General features: G+C 71.1%; 12 protein-coding genes and 2 pseudogenes. 8 read left to right on the forward strand and 6 right to left on the reverse strand.

Translation table 11 applies throughout. The features are described from left to right. Nucleotides 1-120: 120 nt before the first annotated feature. Nucleotides 121-402 (reverse strand): annotated as a pseudogene (locus tag H7965_RS22370) (transposase); the annotation flags it as partial. Between the two features lie 39 nt (nucleotides 403-441). Here H7965_RS22370 and H7965_RS22375 point away from each other — a divergent pair. Further along, nucleotides 442-1,938, forward strand: a complete 1,497-nt coding sequence (locus tag H7965_RS22375) for a tetratricopeptide repeat protein (RefSeq protein ID WP_186772807.1) — start codon at nucleotides 442-444, stop codon at nucleotides 1,936-1,938. Here H7965_RS22375 and cysK read toward each other — a convergent pair. The 3 genes from cysK to H7965_RS22390 all read right to left on the reverse strand — a co-directional run bounded on the left by cysK (nucleotide 1,850) and on the right by H7965_RS22390 (nucleotide 5,586). After that, entirely contained in the window at nucleotides 1,850-2,992 is a 1,143-nt protein-coding gene (gene cysK, locus H7965_RS22380) for a cysteine synthase A (RefSeq protein WP_261394341.1), read from the reverse strand. The two genes, H7965_RS22375 and cysK, sit on opposite strands and share 89 nt — an antisense overlap. Nucleotides 2,993-3,084: 92 nt before the next feature. After that, complete coding sequence (locus tag H7965_RS22385) at nucleotides 3,085-5,166, reverse strand: TonB-dependent receptor family protein (protein ID WP_186772808.1); 2,082 nt, start codon at nucleotides 5,164-5,166, stop codon at nucleotides 3,085-3,087. Between the two features lie 57 nt (nucleotides 5,167-5,223). Next, nucleotides 5,224-5,586 carry a DUF2946 family protein gene (locus tag H7965_RS22390; protein WP_186772809.1) on the reverse strand — a complete coding sequence of 121 codons (363 nt, stop codon included), beginning with the start codon at nucleotides 5,584-5,586 and terminating at the stop codon, nucleotides 5,224-5,226. An 85-nt stretch (nucleotides 5,587-5,671) separates the two neighbouring features. Between H7965_RS22390 and H7965_RS22395 the strand changes: the two genes are divergently transcribed. The 4 genes from H7965_RS22395 (at nucleotide 5,672) to H7965_RS22410 (ending at nucleotide 12,305) form a co-directional block, all read left to right on the forward strand. Then, nucleotides 5,672-7,111, forward strand: coding sequence for an FAD-binding oxidoreductase (locus tag H7965_RS22395; protein WP_186772810.1), 1,440 nt, complete (start codon nucleotides 5,672-5,674; stop codon nucleotides 7,109-7,111). 604 nt (nucleotides 7,112-7,715) lie between these two features. After that, complete coding sequence (gene lptF, locus H7965_RS22400; protein WP_186772811.1) at nucleotides 7,716-8,879, forward strand: LPS export ABC transporter permease LptF; 1,164 nt, start codon at nucleotides 7,716-7,718, stop codon at nucleotides 8,877-8,879. A 16-nt stretch (nucleotides 8,880-8,895) separates the two neighbouring features. Continuing rightward, the gene (gene lptG / locus H7965_RS22405) at nucleotides 8,896-10,020 is read left to right on the forward strand and encodes an LPS export ABC transporter permease LptG (protein WP_186772812.1); all 1,125 of its coding nucleotides are present in this window, start codon (nucleotides 8,896-8,898) and stop codon (nucleotides 10,018-10,020) included. Next, nucleotides 10,017-12,305 (forward strand): LPS-assembly protein LptD, encoded by a 2,289-nt coding sequence (locus H7965_RS22410; RefSeq protein ID WP_222440753.1) that lies wholly within the window; start codon nucleotides 10,017-10,019, stop codon nucleotides 12,303-12,305. The genes lptG and H7965_RS22410 overlap by 4 nt, the downstream gene beginning before the upstream one ends. Nucleotides 12,306-12,347: 42 nt before the next feature. Here the strand turns inward: H7965_RS22410 and H7965_RS22415 are convergent, their stop codons facing one another. Further along, a complete protein-coding gene (locus H7965_RS22415) occupies nucleotides 12,348-12,599 on the reverse strand; it encodes a hypothetical protein (RefSeq protein WP_186772813.1) in 252 nt (83 codons plus the stop codon). 484 nt (nucleotides 12,600-13,083) lie between these two features. Here H7965_RS22415 and H7965_RS22420 point away from each other — a divergent pair. The 3 genes and pseudogenes from H7965_RS22420 to H7965_RS22430 all read left to right on the forward strand — a co-directional run bounded on the left by H7965_RS22420 (nucleotide 13,084) and on the right by H7965_RS22430 (nucleotide 16,029). Continuing rightward, nucleotides 13,084-13,905: pseudogene (locus H7965_RS22420) on the forward strand (tripartite tricarboxylate transporter substrate binding protein). A 214-nt stretch (nucleotides 13,906-14,119) separates the two neighbouring features. Continuing rightward, entirely contained in the window at nucleotides 14,120-15,091 is a 972-nt protein-coding gene (locus tag H7965_RS22425; RefSeq protein WP_186772814.1) for a tripartite tricarboxylate transporter substrate binding protein, read from the forward strand. Then, nucleotides 15,091-16,029 (forward strand): hypothetical protein, encoded by a 939-nt coding sequence (locus tag H7965_RS22430; protein WP_186772815.1) that lies wholly within the window; start codon nucleotides 15,091-15,093, stop codon nucleotides 16,027-16,029. Before H7965_RS22425 ends, H7965_RS22430 begins: the two co-directional genes overlap by 1 nt. 167 nt (nucleotides 16,030-16,196) lie before the next feature. On the opposite strand, the gene H7965_RS22435 is transcribed toward H7965_RS22430, so the two are convergent. Beyond that, nucleotides 16,197-16,520 carry a hypothetical protein gene (locus H7965_RS22435; RefSeq protein ID WP_186772816.1) on the reverse strand — a complete coding sequence of 108 codons (324 nt, stop codon included), beginning with the start codon at nucleotides 16,518-16,520 and terminating at the stop codon, nucleotides 16,197-16,199. Between the last annotated feature and the right edge of the window lie 119 nt (nucleotides 16,521-16,639).

Below are 16,639 nucleotides of genomic sequence, written 5' to 3' on the forward strand. Positions count from 1 at the left end.
CAACATGGCGGCGGCCGATGCGCTGACCCCGGAGAGAAGCAAGAGCTCCGCAGGCTCCTTCATCCCTCATCCACTCAGGCCAGGAGCAGCAAATGAGGAGTTGCGCCATGCGCCCCGAATAGAGAAGAAGTTTCCCTGCGCAGCCTCTTTCAGGATCTGCTTGTCGAGCGTCAGCTCCGCCACCGCCCACTTCAACCGCGCATTCTCTCGCTCAAGGTCCTTCAGCCGACGCGCCTGGTCCACCTTCAGGCCACCGTACTCAGATCGCCAGCGGTAGAACGTCGCCTCCGATACCTCGAGCCGGCGGCAGATCTCCCCCACCGTCCGACCCTGCGCAAACTCCACCTCAGCCTGCCGCAGCAGCCCGATGATCTGCTCCGCCGTGTGACGCTTCCTTGGCATCACTGCCCCCTTCCAAGGAGGCCAACTCTCTCATCACAGATGGATCCCAGGCAGGGGGGAAGGTCACTTGGCCGCGGCGAATTGGCCGAGGCCGAAGCCGCGCTGGCGCAGCTCGACCCCGCCGCCCGGCGGAACGAGGTGCCGGCGACCGTCGCCGCCATGCTGCAGCTGGCGCGGCTGCAGTTCACCGAGGCCCGGGCAGGCTTCGAAGCGGTGCTGCGGCAATATCCGGAGAGCGTCAGCGCCCGCATCGGCCTGGCGCGGGTCGGCTTGACCCAGGGCACCGAGGGCGAGCCGGAGCGGCTGCTGGGCGAGGTGCTGCGGCGCCAGCCGGCCCAGCCCGAGGCGCTGTCACGGCTGACCGCGCTGGCGACATCGGGCGGGCCGCGCGCCGTGACCGCAAGGGTGGCGCTGACGGCGGCCCAGGAGGCCTCGCCCGGCGAGCCCGCCCTGGCGCTGGCCCTTGCCCAGGTCCTGCAAGATGCCGGTGACGCCGCCGGCGCGGTGGCGGTGCTGGAGACCGAGCCGCTGCTCACCCCGGGCCGTGGGGCGGCGCTGCCGCTGGCCCGGGCGCGGGCCTATGCCGCCATGGAGAAATGGTCGGAGGCGGAGGCGGCCAGTCGGGCCGCATTGGCCGAGAGTCCGGAGAATGCGGTGGCGCGGCGCCAGCTGGCCTCGCTACTGGTGCGCGGCGGCGACCCTCGCGGCGCGGAGGCGCTGCTGCGGGAAGGGCTGCGCAGCCGCCCCGCCGATCCGATGCTGCAACAGGGCCTGATCGGCCTGGTCAACGAGACCCGCGGCCTGGATGCGGCGCTGGCCGTCGCCGACCAGCTGGCGCAGCAGCCTGAGGCACAGCCGAACGGACGATTGCTGCGCGGCGACCTGCTGCTCGCCAGCCGGCGGCCGGCGGATGCGGCCCGGGCCTATGCCGCCGCCCATGCCGCCGCACCCTCGGCGGGCCTCGCCCTGCGCACCGCCGGGGCCTGGCTCGCCGCCGACCAGCGGGCGGAGGCGGAGAAGGTGCTGAACGCCTGGCTGCAGCGCGTCCCCGAGGAGGTCGAGGTGCTGAACACGCTGGCGCAGTTCGACATCCAGGCCGGCCGGACCCCGCAGGCGGTGCAGCGGCTGACCACGTTGCTGCAGCGCGCGCCGAACAATGCCGTGGCGCTGAACAACCTGGCTTGGCTAACCTCGCAGGAGCCGAACCCGGCAGCCCTGGAGCGGGCGCGGGAACTGTCCGAACGGGCGTATTTCCTGCTGCCCAGCCCGGAAACGGCGGACACGCTCGGCTGGATCCTGGCCCGCCTCGGCCAGACGCAGCGGGCGCTGCCGCTGCTGCGCGCCGCCGTCTCGGCCAGCCGCCGTAACAGCGCGCCGGATTTCGGCGGCGCCTATCGCCTGGCCTTCACCTTGCGGGCGGCAGGCGAGCGCGCCGAAGCGCAGCGGATCATCGACCAGGTCCTGGCCAATGGCGGCGCCTTCCGCGAGCGCCCCGAGGCCGAGCGGCTTCAGGCGGAGTTGCGTGCCGGGCGCTGAAGGCGCCGCAGAGCAGATCGCTGGAAGGCTGTTGGCGTAAATCTGCTCTGAAAGGAAAAGGTTGGAGCGGATCGCGGTCCCGACGGACCGCGATACCCACTGGCAGGCCCGTTCCCGGTGGAAGCCCGGCCCCCCGAGCACATTCCGGCAGGAAATCCGGCACCGAGAGGTACCGCTCGCCGGTGTCATAGTTGAAGCCGAGCACCCGTGCCCCTGGCGACAGCGCCGGCAGCGTCTGGGCGATCGCCGCCAGGGTGGCGCCGGAGGAGATGCCGACCAGCAGCCCTTCCTCTCGGGCCGAGCGCCGGGCGTATTCCTTCGCGTCATCGCCCGAGACCTGGATGGTGCCGTCCAGCAGCGCGACATGCAGGTTGGCCGGGACGAAGCCGGCGCCGATGCCCTGGATCGGATGCGGCGTATGGGTGCCGCCGGAGATGACCGGGGAGGCGCTGGGCTCCACCGCGAAGACTTTCAGCCCCGGCCACGCCGACTTCAGCACCTGGGCGCAGCCGGTGATATGCCCACCGGTGCCGACACCGGTGATCAGCGCATCCAGCCCTTCCGGGAAATCCGCCAGGATCTCCCGCGCCGTCGTCTCCGCATGGATGGCGATATTGGCCGGATTCTCGAACTGCATCGGAATCCAGGCGCCCGGGGTGGTGGCGGCCAGGGCCTCGGCCCTGGCGATGGAGCCCTTCATGCCCCCGGCCCGCGGCGTCAGCTCGAAGCTTGCGCCATAGGCCTGCATCAGCCGCCGCCGCTCGATCGACATGCTGTCGGGCATGACGAGGATCAGCCGGTAGCCCTTCACCGCCGCCGCCATGGCGAGGCCGATGCCGGTGTTGCCCGAGGTCGGCTCGATGATGGTGCCGCCGGGCTTCAGGCGGCCGGCCTTCTCCGCCGCCTCGATCATCGCCAGGCCGATGCGGTCCTTGATCGAGCCGCCGGGGTTCGCCCGCTCCGACTTCACCCAGACCTCGGCCTGGGGGAACAGGCGGCCGAGGCGGATATGCGGCGTATTGCCGATGGTATCGAGGACGCTCTGGGCCTTCATGCGATGTCTCCTGGTGCTTCTCTGTGCGGCGAAGGATCGCTAGCACGACAAGACGCCGGTGTATCGGGTCCGGTGGAACGCCCTGGTGGTGGTCAGAAGGCGATCCGCGTCCCCACGAACAAGCTGCGGCCCTCGCCCGGGTAGAAGACCGTGGTGTTGGTGCCCGGCACCCTGGCATCGGCGATGGTGCCAAGGTCGGAGACATAGCGCTTGTTGGTCAGGTTGCGCGCATCGAGGAAGACCGAGACGCCGGGCGCCAGGGTCAGCCCCACCTCCAGCCCCAGCTTCACATAGCTGTTGGCCCGCAGGGTATTGGCGTAATCCGCCCAGGCGCCCTGCGGCACCCAGTCCAGCACCGGGGTGATGAAGCCCTCCGGCCGCGCATAGGTCAGCGAGGTCCGCAGCACATGCGGCGGCAGGCCGGCGATGCGGTTGTCGCCGAAGCGCGCATCGCCACGGAAGCGGAAGTCGTTCCAGGTCCAAACCTGGCCGAGTGTGACCCGGTCGCCCTCGGCCAGCACGTCGCGCAGCAGATCGACCCGGCCGGCCAGTTCGACCCCCTGGTTCACCGTCTGCCCGGCATTCTGCACCGCGGTCAGCCCGGTGTCCGGGTTGATCAGGAACTGCAGCAGCTGACCGCGGATGTTGGAGCGGAACAGGGTCAGATCCCAGCCGAAGCGGTCCAGCCGGCCGCGGGTGCCGACCTCCACCGTCCAGGCGCGCTGCGCCTGCATCGGCACGAAGCCGGTGTTGATGGCGGTGCTCTGCACCAGATCGGAGAAATCCGGCACGTCGGTGCTGCGGGTGATGTTGGCGAAGGCCTGGATCTCCGGCCGCGGCTGCCACAGTACGCCGATGCGCGGGTTGAAGCCGTCGTAGGTGCGGCCGAGCGTCACCGCGCCGCGGCTGTTCTGCAGGCCCCGGCCGTTGTCCTGATAGTCGCGCTCGCTGCGGAACAGCTTGGCGCCGGTGACCAATGCCCATTCCGGGCGGAGCCACAGCCGGTTCTCGGCGAACAGCTCGTAATTCTGCGCCCGCTGCACCGAGCTCAGCGTCTGCCGGCCGCGTGAGCCGCGGTTGTTGAGGTACTGGTCGGCGTCGTTGGTGCCGGCGAAGTAGCGCGCCCCCACCACCAGTTCGCTGCGCAGCCCGGCCAGGTCGAAGCTGCCGGACCAGCGCGGCGCCACGCCCCAGGTCAGCCCGTCCTGGTCGATCACCTGAAAGATTGGGTGGTACAGCCGCTTGTGGATTAGCCAACTGTCGACGTCGATCTGCCCGACCTCCAGCCGCATGGTGGTGCGGTTGGCGATGCGCTCGGCCCAGACATTGCGTGCCTGGTTGCCGCTGAGCGCCTGGGGATTGGCCATGCGCGGCCGGTTCAGCGCATCCGACAGGCTGAGCGCGCCGGGCAGCTGCTGGCGGACAATATAGGCGCCGGCGAAGAACCGCGTTTCGATATTGTCCGAAATGCGGTAGCCGACATTGGCGTTGAACTGCTCGTATTGGCTGCGGCTGTGCTGCCGCCAGCCATCGGCATGCGCCACCGAGGCGCTGCCCAGCACATCCCAGTCGCCGAACACCCGTGATGCCTGGCCGGAGAGCCGCCAGGTGCCGAAGGTGCCGCCCTCGGCGCGGAGGATATTCTCCGCCTCCGCCGTACGGGCCGTGGGGGTGATGAAATCCACCGCGCCGCCGAGGGTGGAGGTGCCGAAGCGCAGGGCGTTGCCGCCCGGGTAGACCGCGGCGGCGCGCACCGCCAGCGGGTCGATCTGGTAGAAATCGCCGCTGCCATCGGCGAGGTTTACCGGGATGCCGTCCTGCAGCACCTCCACCCCGCGCAGGTGGAAGCCGCGGGAGATGCCGGAGCCGCGGATCGACAGCCGCAGCTCCTGGCCATAGCGGTTCTGCGCGAAGACACCCGGCGTGTCGGCCAGCATGTCGCGCAGGGTGAAGGCGTAGCGGTTGCGGAAATCCTCGCCCTCGATGAAGCGGACCGCCGCCGGGGCCTGCTCCAACGCCCGGCGCTGCTCGGCGATGGACGGGGCGGTGAGGGAGCCGGGCGCCTGGGCCTCCACCTCGATGGGGGGCAAGGTGGCGACAGGCTGAGCGAGGGCGGCGGCCGGCAGCAGGGCCAGCAGGGCGGCGCCGCGGCGGGCGCGCGAAGGCGTGGACATGATGAGCTCCTGACGATTCGGGACCGCGCCGGCGGGATGCGCGGCGCCTTGGCTTCGTCAGGCGAGGGGTGGGGCTCTCGGTTGCTGCGGCGGGGCGCGGGCCGGGGCCGGAGGCAGACCGGCGACCAGCGCCGGCAGGACCCGCGCATAGGCGACCGGCGCCGCCGGCAGCGCCGGGGCCGCGGGTTGCAGCGCCATAGCGCCGGGATGGAGAGGGCAGCTGTCGTGCTGGACGGCGCCGGGGGGCTGCTCCTGCCCCTGGTCATCCAGATGCAGGGTGCGGAGCCCCTCGGCGGTGCAGATTTCCGTGGTCAGCCCGCTGCCGCCGAGTCCCGCCAGGCAATGGCCGAAGGCCGCGGCCCATTGCAGCGCCAGCAGCACGGCAACCAGCGGACCGAGATGCAGGGCGCGGCGGGACATTCAACTGCTATGCCGCAACATTATCGCTGCGTCACCGGCCGCGCGGCAAATTGACCGCAACGCCCCGCCGGGGGAGTGTTCCGCCATGTCCACCGTGACCTCCGGCGACCAGCCCTTGCCCTCCTCCCTCCTCGACCGCCTGGCGGCGGTGCTCGGCCCGCGCGGCATCCTGACCGGGACCGCCGATGTCGAGCCCTACCTGGCCGATTGGCGCGCGCTGTACCACGGCCGCACCCCCTGCGTGCTGCGCCCGGCCAGCACCGCGGAACTGGCGGAACTCGTGAAGCTTTGCGCCGCCGCGGGCGTGCCGCTGGTGCCGCAGGGCGGCAACACCTCGATGGTCGGCGGCGCGACGCCGGATGAGGGCGGGCGGCAGGTCGTCGTCTCCCTTGCCCGGATGAACCGGGTGCGGGACATCGACCCGCTCGACATGACGATGACCGCCGAGGCCGGCGTCATCGTGAAGGCGGCGCAAGAGGCGGCGGAGTCCGCGGGCTGCCTCTTCCCGCTGTCGTTCGGCGGGGAGGGGACGGCGACGGTGGGCGGCGTGCTCTCGACCAATGCCGGCGGCAACACCACCGTGCGCTACGGCAATGCGCGGGAGCTGATGCTGGGCCTCGAGGTGGTGCTGCCGGACGGGCAGGTATGGAACGGCCTGCGGCGGCTGCGCAAGGACAACACCGGCTACGCGCTGCGGCATCTGTTCGTCGGCGCCGAGGGCACTCTGGGCTTCATCACCGCCGCCGTGCTGCGGCTGTTCCCTCGGGCGCGGGAGACCGAGGTCGCCTTCTGCGCGGTGCGCGACGAGGATGCCGCGCTGGCGCTGTTCCGCCGGTTCCGGGACCGCGACGAGGCGGCGGTGCGGGCGTTCGAATACATGTCGGGCACCGGCGTCGGCCTCTACCGGACCCAGATCGAGGGCGGCAATGTGCCGCTGGACGGCGCCGACCACTACGTGCTGGTCGACCTCGCCTCCTCCCGCCCCGATGCCGGTCTGCGCACCCTGCTGGAGGCGGTGCTGGAGGAGGCGCTGGAGGCGGGCGAGGTGCTGGACGCCGCCGTTGCCGAGAGCGAGGCCCAGCGCGCCGCCATCTGGCGCATCCGCGAGGAGCACCCGGAGGCGCAGAAGCGCGAGGGGGCGAGCGTGAAGAACGATGTCTCGGTGCCCGTCAGCCGGACGCCGGAGCTGATGCGGCGGTCCTCCGCCGCGCTGCGGGCGCTGATCCCCGGCAGCCGGCCGGTGCCCTTCGGCCATCTGGGCGACGGCAACATCCACATGAACCTGCAGCAGCCGCCGGAAATGGACCCGGCCGCCTTCCTGGCGCGCAGCCACGACATCATGGATGCGGTGAACGAGATCGTCCGCGACCTGGGCGGCAGCTTCTCCGCCGAGCACGGCATCGGCCGGCTGAAGACCGACATGATGGAGGGCTGGCGCGGCGGCGCCGAGCTCGACGTCATGCGCCGGGTGAAGGCGGCGCTCGACCCGGCGGGGCTGATGAATCCGGGGAAGGTGCTGCCGTAGCTGGCCGCGGCGGGATCTGTCGGGGACGGAGGCCAGCCCGCATGAACGCGCTGCCGCGGCCTGTCCCCGGCCGGATGACCGCCGACGCGTTCATCGCCTGGGCCATCGAGCATGACGCCGGACTGGTGGAGGGCAAGGTCTAGGGCATGGCGCCGGGGCGCGATGCCCAGGCCAAGGGTCGCGCCTACCGCGCCTTCGGCGATGCGATCCGGACCCCGCGGCTCGGTTGCGAGGCGCTGGTGAATGGCATGCTGGTGCGGATCGACGACGGCACCGTCTGTCAGCCGTGCGGGCCGGTCCGCTGCGGCCGCCATTGCCGCCCGATGCGGTGGAGGTGGCCGACCTCGTCATCCTGGTTGAAATCCTGCCGCCCGCCACCCAGGCGATCGATGCCAGCGCCAAGCTCGCCGGCTACTTCCGCCTTCCGTGTGGCATTCCCCAATCCTGCGGCCGGGGAGGGGACCCCTCATCCACCACGCCCGCGGCGGCGATGGCGCCCCACCCGCATCCCGCGGGAGGGCAGCTGACCTGGGGAGGGCCAATCGATCCGCCGACCGGCGCTTTCGCCCCCGGCTCCCCGCCGCTAGGGTGCCGCCGGCACCAGATGACCCGAATCGACACCTACATCTTCCGCCAGCTCGCCCTTGCCCTGCTCGCCGTCACCATCGGCCTGGCGGCGCTGGTCTGGCTGACCCAGTCGCTTCGCTTCATCGAGCTGGTGCTCGACCGCGGGCTGTCGTTCCTGGTGTTCATCGAGCTCACCGGCCTGCTGCTGCCGAGCTTCTTCGCCGTCATCCTGCCGATCACCACCTTCGTGGTGACGCTCTTCGTCTATGTCCGCCTTGCCGCGGACCGGGAGCTGGTGGTGATGCGCGCCGCCGGGCTGTCGCAATGGCGGCTGTCCCGCCCGGCCCTTGGCCTGGCGCTGCTGACGGCGGCGCTGTGCTACTGGTTGAACCTCTCCGTGGTGCCGGCGACCCAGGCTGCCTTCCGAGCCTGGCAGTTCGAGATCCGCAACGAGCTGGCGGCGATCCTGCTGCAGGAAGGCGTGTTCAGCTCGGTCGGCGACGACCTCACCGTCTATGCCCGCTACCGCGACAAGGATGGCACCTTGCGCGGCATCCTGGTGCATGACGCGCGGGAGCGCGGCGCGCCCACCACCATCCTGGCCGAGGCCGGCCGCATCACCCCCACCCCCACCGGGCCCCGTGTGACGCTGGAGAACGGCCAGCGCCAGCAGGTGGAGCGGGTGCCGCCGCCGCCCGGCGCGCCGCCTGGCACCCCGGCGACCACCCGGCTTTCGGTGCTGTCCTTCACCGAGAACAGCGTCGACCTGGCCCGCACCGCTCGGGGCGAAACCGACAGCCGCTACCGCAACGCCCAGGAGCGCACGCTGGGTGAGCTGCTGCACCCCGATCCCGCGGAACGCATCCCCGACCGCGACCTGAAGCGCTTCCGGGCGGAGGCGCATCAGCGGCTGACCAGCCCGCTGAACGCCATCTCCTACTGCCTGGTGGCGCTGGCGACGGCGCTGACCGGGCAGTTTCGCCGGCATGGCGGCGGCCTGCGGCTGTTCACCGGCATTGCCGTGGTGGTGGTGTTGCTGGCCGCCGGGCTGATCACCGGCAACCTCGCCGCCCGGCAGAATGCGATGATCCCGCTGCTCTGGGTGAATGCGGTGCTGCCCGGGGTGCTGGCCGTCTGGGCGATCGCCGGCCTGCCCGGCCTGCCGCGGGGCCGCCGCCGGCCCCTGCCGGGCCCGCGGTAATGCCAGGCATCCCGGCATGACCCTGGCGACCACGCTGACCATCTACGTCGCCCGCCGCTTCCTTGGCGCGACCTTCGCCATGCTGGCCGGGCTGACCCTGCTGGTGGCGCTGTTCGACTTCATCGAGCTGCTGCGCCGGGCGGCGACCCGGCCGGATGCCGGCTTTGCCCTGGTGGCGCAGATCGCCGGGCTGCGCGTGCCCTTCGTGGCGCTGCAGATCCTGCCCTTCGCCATCCTGCTCGGCGGGTTGCTGGCGTTCTGGCGGCTGACCCGCTCCTCCGAGCTGGTGGTGGCGCGGGCGGCGGGGATTTCCGCCTGGGGGTTCCTGTCGGGGCCGGTGCTGGTGGCCTTTGCCTTCGGCCTGCTGGGCACGGTGGCGATCTCGCCGCTGTCCTCCGCCATGCTGGCCCGGGCGGAGCGGCTGGACTACGCCTATCTGCGGGCCAGCGCCGGCATCACCGCGCTGGCCGGCGGCCGGCTCTGGCTGCGCCAGGCGGATCGGGGGCTGGAGCCGCAGGGGGTGGCGATCCTGTCCGGCCGGCCGGTGTCGGAGCGTGCCACCGGCCGGGTCGCCGTCTTCGCCATGACCGATGTCAGCCTGTGGCGGCTGTCCGCCAACGACCGGCCACTGGCGCGGATCGAGGCGCCGCGCGCCCGGCTGCTGCCCGGCCGCTGGGTGCTGGAGGATGCCGTGACCTTCAACGCCGACCGCACCGCCGGGCCGCGCCAGGAGCTGAGCTTCCCCACCGACCTGACCCCCGCCCGCATCGAGTACAGCTTCGCCTCGCCGGATACGCTGAGCTTCTGGGCGCTGCCGGGGTTCATCGCGGTGCTGGAGCAGGCCGGCTTCTCGGCGGTGCGCCACCAGCTGCATTTCCAGACCCTGCTCTCCCTGCCGGTGCTGGCCATCGCCATGGCGCTGCTGGCGGCCGGCTTCTCCATGCGCTCCTCCCGCCGCGGCGGCACGGCGCAGATGATCGCCGCGGGGGTCGCCGCCGGCTTCGCGCTTTTCGTCCTGGACAAGATCAGCGGCGAATTCGGCGAAGCGGGAACGCTGCCTGTGCAACTGGCCGCCTGGGCGCCTACCATTGCCGGTCTGCTGCTCGCCCTCGCCCTGCTGCTGCACCTGGAGGATGGATGAGACGTCACGCCCCGTGCGGCCTGCCGGTGCTGGCCCTGGCCGGCCTGTTCGGCCTGGTCCTGGCGCCGGGCACGGCCCGGGCGCAGATCGACCAACCGTCGCTGACCCCGCGCGACGCGGGCCCCGGCCTTGCCACCACGCCGCAGCGGCAGGAGCCGCTGGGCGGCATCGGCGGCGGGCCGCAGCAGGATCCCAACGCGCCGGTGACCTTCACCGCCGATGAGGTGGAGTACGACCGCGACCGCGGCCTGGTGATCGCCCGCGGCCGGGTCGAGGCCTGGCAGGGCGAACGCCTGCTCCGCGCCGATGAATTCACCTATGACCGCAACACCGGGGTCGCCACCGCCCGCGGCAATGTCCAGCTTCTGGAGGCCGACGGCACCGTGCTCTTCGCCGATGAGGCGGAGCTGAAGGACCGCTTCCGCGACGGCGTGCTGACCGGGGTGCGGGCGCTGCTCGCGGCCAATGCCCGGCTGGCGGCCAATGGCGCGCGGCGCACCGGCGGCACCATCAACGAGCTGGGCCGGGTGGTCTATTCGGCCTGCGATCTCTGCGAGGACGACCCGACCGCGCCGCCGCTGTGGCAGGTTCAGGCGCGCCGCGCCATCCAGGACAAGGACGCCCGGCGGATCACCTACCGCGACGCGACGGTGCGCTTCGCCGGCGTGCCGCTGCTGTACACGCCCTACCTCTCGCACCCCGAGCCCGGCACGCCGCGCGCCTCGGGCTTCCTGTTCCCCACCATGGGGATCACCCGGTTCCTCGGCGCCTTCGTCGGCTTCCCTTACTACTGGGCGATCGACGACAGTTCCGACCTGATGATCACGCCGATGTTCTCGGCCCGGCAGTACCCGAACCTCGGCCTGGAATACCGCCGGCGCCTGAACAGCGGCGAGATCATCGGCAGCGCCTCAATCGGCGGCTTCAACGGCAACGACACCGGCGGCAAGGACGATATTGCGGGCCACGTCTTCCTGAAGGGCCGCTTCACCGTCGACGAGAATTGGCGCGCCGGCTTCGACCTCAACCGCGCCAGTAACGAGCTGTACCTGCGCACCTTCCGCTACGAATACCGCCGGGTGCTGACCAGCCAAGTCTATACCGAGGGCTTCTTCGGCACCGAGGGCTACGCCCGCGCCGATGCCCGCGCCTATCAGGGGCTGCGCAGCTCGGACGACACCAGGCAGGTGCCCTATGTCCTGCCGAACCTCTATTACGAGCACGCGCCGCACGGGAAGGTGCTGGGCGGCTTCGTGACCGCCGACGTCAACGCGCTGGGCATCTACCGCGACATCGGCAGCATGAGCCAGCGGCTGGCCACGCGGGTCACCTGGGAGCGGCCGGAGGTCGGCCCGCTCGGCGATCTCTGGACCTTCCGGCTGCAGGGCGACGCGCTCGGCTACCGCGCCAGCGGCCAGCAGGAGCCGCCGACGAACCTGCCCGACGCCAATGGCAACAACGCCGTCGGCAACATCCGCGCCGCCATCGACTGGCGGATGCCCTTCGTGCGTTCGGCCGGCGAATGGGGCAGCCAGACGATCGAGCCGCGGGTGCAGTTCGTCACCGGCCCGCGCATGGGCCCGCAGCGCCGCATCCCGAATGAGGACAGCGTCGATTTCGAGTTCACCGACGCCAACCTGTTCCAACTCAACCGCTTCACCGGGCGGGACCGGCAGGAAGGCGGGACGCGGGTCGATACCGCCATCCGCGCCGCCTGGGACTTCCCGAACGGCGGTCAGGTGGAGGGGCTGGTCGGCCGCTCCTTCCGCTTCGACGACAACAGCTTCAACCCCTATCCGGGCTCCGGCCTCGATCGCCGTGCCTCGGATTACGTGGCGCGGCTGCGGGTGGCGCCGACCAGCTGGTTCGAGGTGCTGGGGCGGGTGCGGACGGATAGCGAGAACCCGTTCGACCGACGGCTGGTCGATACCGTGGCGACCCTCGGCCTTGGCAATGTGACGCTGAATGCCGGCTATCTCTATTCGCCGCCGCTGCCCTACCTCCTCCCAGTGCGGGCGCGGGACGAGGTCTCGGTCGGCGTCTCCGCTCGGATCGGCGAGTACTGGCGGGCGAATATCTCCGGCCGCTACGACCTCGGCATCGAGCGCCCGGTGCTGATCGCCGGCAGCGTGGGGTACGAGGATGAGTGCTTCATTCTGGAGGGCCGCTTCATCAAGCGTTTTGCCCAGGATCCGACGACCCAGAGCAATTATCCGGCCGATACCGTGGTGCTGGTGCGGATCGGGCTGAAGACGATCGGCGACTACTTCCTCCGGGCGATCTGAGCCAGGCGATGGCCGCCGATCGCGTGATCGACGGCCAGGCGATCAGCGCGGCGGGCGGGCGAAGCCGCGCGGCTTCGGCAGCGGCTTCGGGCCCATCACCGCGTCGATCTCCGCCTTGGCCCGGTTGAGCGTGTCCGCCAGGGTCACCGTCAGCGAATCCCGCGTCACCTCACGCGGCGCACCGCGGTTGGCCGGCGGATGGATCACCACGCTGAAGCCGGCCTTGCCGTTATCGACCACTTCCATCCGATGCAGGCGGTATTCCCGCACCTGGACCACCATGAGGTTGGGCATGCCATGCTCCGTCTTTTCGGAGCGGTTTCCGTTCGCCTCGGCGCACGGAAGCCGCTTCAGCCTTCTGTTTGGGCGATAAACTCCGATCCAGCGCTTCCGCCTGACCGGAGTTTGCTCTGGGCATGGTTTAGGGCATCCATGCTGCAATGCAACATGAGCGTGGCGGAGCGCCGCACGCTTCCACCCTTCGGGGCGGGTTGTGGTTGCGGGCGAATACCCTGACGATACGACAGAAGCCGGTCGCGGCAGATTGGCATGGGCCGCGTCACCAGACGCCGGATCTGCATGCGTCCGGATCGAATCACAGGGAGAGAGTTCAAGGCAGACCCACAGCTTCGGCCGCCGCGCCGCCCTCGCGCTCGGCCTGCTTCCCGCGCTTGGCCCACTGGCGCGCCCGGCAGTCGCCCAGGCGGGCTTCCCCAACTGGCCGATCCGGCTGGTGGTGCCCTGGCTGCCCGGCGGCTCCTCCGACACCCATCCGCGGGTGCTGGCCGACATCGCCGACCGTAAGCTCGGCCAACCGGTGATCACCGAGAACCGCCCCGGCGCCACCGGCACCCTGGGCGCGCTGATGATGGCGCAGGAAGCCAAGGGCGACGGCCACTTGGTCGGGCAGATGCCGATCAGCGTGTTCCGCATCCCGGCCATGTCACGCCGGCCGACCTTCGACCCGGCCACCGACTTCAGCTGGATCATCCACCTGACCGGCTATGTCTTCGGCGTGGTGGTCCGCGCCGACCAGCCCTGGAAGAGCTGGCAGGAGCTCATCGCCTTCGCCAAGGCGAATCCCGGTAAGGTCACCTACGGCACCCCCGGCGTCGGCAGCACGCTGCACATCACCATGGAGCGCATTGCCCAACAGCTTGGCATCGAATGGCTGCACGTGCCGTTCCGCGGCGGCGCCGACAACATCCAGGCGGTGCTCTCCGGCCAGACCATGGTGAACACCGACAGCACCGGCTAGGCGCCGCTGGTGGATGACGGGCGGCTGCGGCTGCTGGTGGTCTGGACCGCGGAGCGCGCCAAGCGCTTCCCCAACGTGCCCACCCTGCGCGAGGTCGGGATCGATATCGTCGCCGACAGCCCCTTCGGGCTCGGCGGGCCAAAGGGCATCGACCCCGGCGTGGTGCGGGTCCTGCACGACGCCTTCAAGGAGGCGCTGTTCGACCCGAAGCATGTCGAGACGCTGGATCGCTTCGACATGCCGCTGCGCTACATGGGCAGCGAGGAGTACGCCACCTTCGCGCAGCGACTCTACGCAGAGGAGAGCGCCATCATCCGCAAGCTGGGGCTGCGAATGGATTGATGGCTGCGACGGGCGCAGCCCGGCCGGGGCCGCGGCCCGCTTCCATGGCCGCGCCGTCAGGAGGGCAGGCCGGCGCCATGGCGCGGGCTGGAGGCCCGCCCCGCGGTTTCCGATGCGGCCGGCAGGCCCCTGCTGCGGCTGGCGCGGCGGCACGGTCGAGGGCATGCTTTCCGGCAGATCGGCTTCCCAAGCCGGCACGTCCGAGGAGGTAACCATGCCGAAACCTGGCTTCCACCGCCGCAGACTGCTCGCCGCCGCCGCCCTGGCGCCGCTAGGCCGGCCCGCCCTGGCCCAGCCGCGCTTCCCGGACCGGCCGATCCGCGTCTTCGTGCCCTGGACCCCAGGCGGGGCCACCGATGTACAGATGCGCTCGGTCTGCGAGATCGCCCAGCGCCACCTCGGCCAGCCGGTGGTGGTGGAGAACCGCCCGGGCGCCAGCGGCACCATGGGGGCGATGGCGATCAAGGAGGCGAAGCCGGACGGCTACACCCTGTCGCAGATGCCGAACGGCGTGTTCCGGATGCCGGCGATGCAGGCCCGGCCGCAATGGGACCCGGTAAAGGACTTCACCTGGATCGTCCGGCTGGTCGGCTACATGGGTGGCGTGGTGGTGCGGCCCGACGCGCCGTGGAAGACCCTGCCGGAACTGGTGGAACACGCCCGTGCCAACCCCGGCAAGCTGAGCTACGGCACCCCCGGCGCCAATACCACCGAGGTTCAGATGCAGCGGCTGGCCAAGGCCGCCGGCATCGACTGGGTGCCGGTGGCGTTCCGCGGCGCGGCGCCCAACCTGCAGGCGCTGCTGTCGGGCGACATCCATTTCTCCGCCGAGACCTCCGCCTGGTCCGACATGGCGCTGGAGGGGCGGCTGCGGCCGCTGGCGGTCTGGATGAGCGAGCGGGCGAAGCGCTTCCCCGATGTGCCGACCTTCCGCGAATGCGGCTACGACGTGCTGGGCGAGAGCACCTACGGCATCGCCGGCCCGCGCGGCATGGACCCCGAAGTGGTGCGTACCATTCATGACGCATTCAAGGAGGCGGTGCACGATCCGGCGCATCTGGCGGTGCTGGCGCGCTTCGACATGCCGGTGCGCTACATGGATTCCGAGGATTTCGCCAATGACGCGGCGGCACTGGTCGAGGAGGCAAGGCGAATCGTCCAGGAACTCGGGCTGCGTATCGGCTGATGCAGCCGCGGCTGCACCTGCGCTGCGGCGACGATCTGCGGGTGCCGTTGCAGCGCGCCGGCATCGCCGGCGAATACCTCTGCTTCTCCGACCCCGTCTGCCAGGGGCCGGCGCGGGACGAAGGCGACCTGATGGCCTGGCTCGGCCTCCGGGCGCGCTTCGTCGCGCTGCATGCCGGCCAGGATGTCGGTGCGGTGCGGCTGCGGCTGGGCCGCGAATACACCGCGCTCTCGGCGCTGCACCGGCATGACGCGGTGTGGCTGTGGTTCGAGCACGACCTCTGGGACCAGGCGGCGCTGATCCGGGTGCTGTCGCTGCTGGCGGAGAAGCGGCTGCTGCGGGGCCGGCTCTGGCTGCTGCCGGCGGATGGGGTGCGCTGCTTCCCGGAGCTGTCGGACGTGGAACTCGGCCGGCTGCAGCCGGCGCCGCTCACCGAATTGCAGATCGAGCAGGCGGCCGAGGCCTGGGCCGCCTATTCGGCGCCGGATCCGACCGCGCTGGATGCCCTCAGCCGGCGGGAGCTGGCGCTGCCCTTCCTCGGCGCCGCGCTGCGCCGCCACCTGCGCGACCTGCCCTGGACCACGGATGGGCTGGCGGAAACCGAGCGGCTGGTGCTGCGCGCGGTGGCCGAAGGCGTCACCGATGAGGCCGGGCTGCTGCGCGCGCTGCGCACCGCCGATGCGGTGTTCCACCAGACCGACCTGATCCTGCGGGATGTGGTGGGGCGGCTGCGGCTGGGGCCGCGGCGGCTGCTGCACCAGGCGGAGCCACTGGGCCTGACCCCGCGCGGGGCGGCGGTGCTGGCGGGGCGGGAGAGGCATCGGCCGCCGCCGCGCAGCGAAGGCGGTGTCAGCGTGCTGCCCGACCCGCCCTGGCTGTACGATCCGGCACGGGCCGGGGTGGTGCGTGGCGCCGAGCCGGGCGAGCGTCGGACCTAGAGCCCGACCGCTTTGGCCTGAAGCGATCGGGCTCCACGGCGGAGTGCGTTCATGTCCGAACGCCGATCCGCTGTAGGCTGCTGTGTGTGGAGTGGCTTCACGCTTCAGCCGCATCGGATGGCCGCGTGATCGCCCTCTGGTGCTCCAACCTTGGGCGATCACACCCTTCAGCCGTGCGGCTGCAGCGTAACGCGCTCCGCCATGACCGGCGTGGCGGGCGCGGCTCGGTAGACCACCTCGGCGTTCTCGCCGCCGCCCACCAGCGCGGCGGCCGGGGCGCGCAGCGCACTCACCGTGCCGTAGCTGTAGCTGCGGTCCAGCCCGCCGCCGGTAACCTGGGCGACGCCGCCGCCCACGACATTCTGCGGCGTGCCGGCATAGGCGATCGCCACATCCTCGCCGCCGCCGATGAGGCGGGCCGAGGATTCCGCCCGGGCCGCGCCGGCGGCGCCGAGGACGAGGACGGAAGCGAGGATGATGTTGCGGACCATGGTGTGTCTCCTTCGGGGTGTTGCAGTGCGCCGCTAGATGCCAGCGCCGTGACCCGAAGTATGTGCGCCACGTCACAACACGCCCAATGCTGGGTACGGATGCAGCCGATCCGTCTGAT

Source organism: Siccirubricoccus deserti (assembly GCF_014283215.1).
GTDB classification, from domain to species: domain Bacteria; phylum Pseudomonadota; class Alphaproteobacteria; order Acetobacterales; family Acetobacteraceae; genus Siccirubricoccus; species Siccirubricoccus deserti.

What these genes read in the sequence shown, in the direction of transcription:
- H7965_RS22375 (WP_186772807.1), top strand. Translation starts at nt 442, where the DNA reads ATGGATCCCAGGCAGGGGGGAAGGTCACTTGGCCGCGGCGAATTGGCC.
- cysK (WP_261394341.1), bottom strand. Translation starts at nt 2,992, where the DNA reads ATGAAGGCCCAGAGCGTCCTCGATACCATCGGCAATACGCCGCATATC.
- H7965_RS22385 (WP_186772808.1), bottom strand. Translation starts at nt 5,166, where the DNA reads ATGTCCACGCCTTCGCGCGCCCGCCGCGGCGCCGCCCTGCTGGCCCTG.
- H7965_RS22390 (WP_186772809.1), bottom strand. Translation starts at nt 5,586, where the DNA reads ATGTCCCGCCGCGCCCTGCATCTCGGTCCGCTGGTTGCCGTGCTGCTG.
- H7965_RS22395 (WP_186772810.1), top strand. Translation starts at nt 5,672, where the DNA reads ATGTCCACCGTGACCTCCGGCGACCAGCCCTTGCCCTCCTCCCTCCTC.
- lptF (WP_186772811.1), top strand. Translation starts at nt 7,716, where the DNA reads ATGACCCGAATCGACACCTACATCTTCCGCCAGCTCGCCCTTGCCCTG.
- lptG (WP_186772812.1), top strand. Translation starts at nt 8,896, where the DNA reads ATGACCCTGGCGACCACGCTGACCATCTACGTCGCCCGCCGCTTCCTT.
- H7965_RS22410 (WP_222440753.1), top strand. Translation starts at nt 10,017, where the DNA reads ATGAGACGTCACGCCCCGTGCGGCCTGCCGGTGCTGGCCCTGGCCGGC.
- H7965_RS22415 (WP_186772813.1), bottom strand. Translation starts at nt 12,599, where the DNA reads ATGCCCAACCTCATGGTGGTCCAGGTGCGGGAATACCGCCTGCATCGG.
- H7965_RS22425 (WP_186772814.1), top strand. Translation starts at nt 14,120, where the DNA reads ATGCCGAAACCTGGCTTCCACCGCCGCAGACTGCTCGCCGCCGCCGCC.
- H7965_RS22430 (WP_186772815.1), top strand. Translation starts at nt 15,091, where the DNA reads ATGCAGCCGCGGCTGCACCTGCGCTGCGGCGACGATCTGCGGGTGCCG.
- H7965_RS22435 (WP_186772816.1), bottom strand. Translation starts at nt 16,520, where the DNA reads ATGGTCCGCAACATCATCCTCGCTTCCGTCCTCGTCCTCGGCGCCGCC.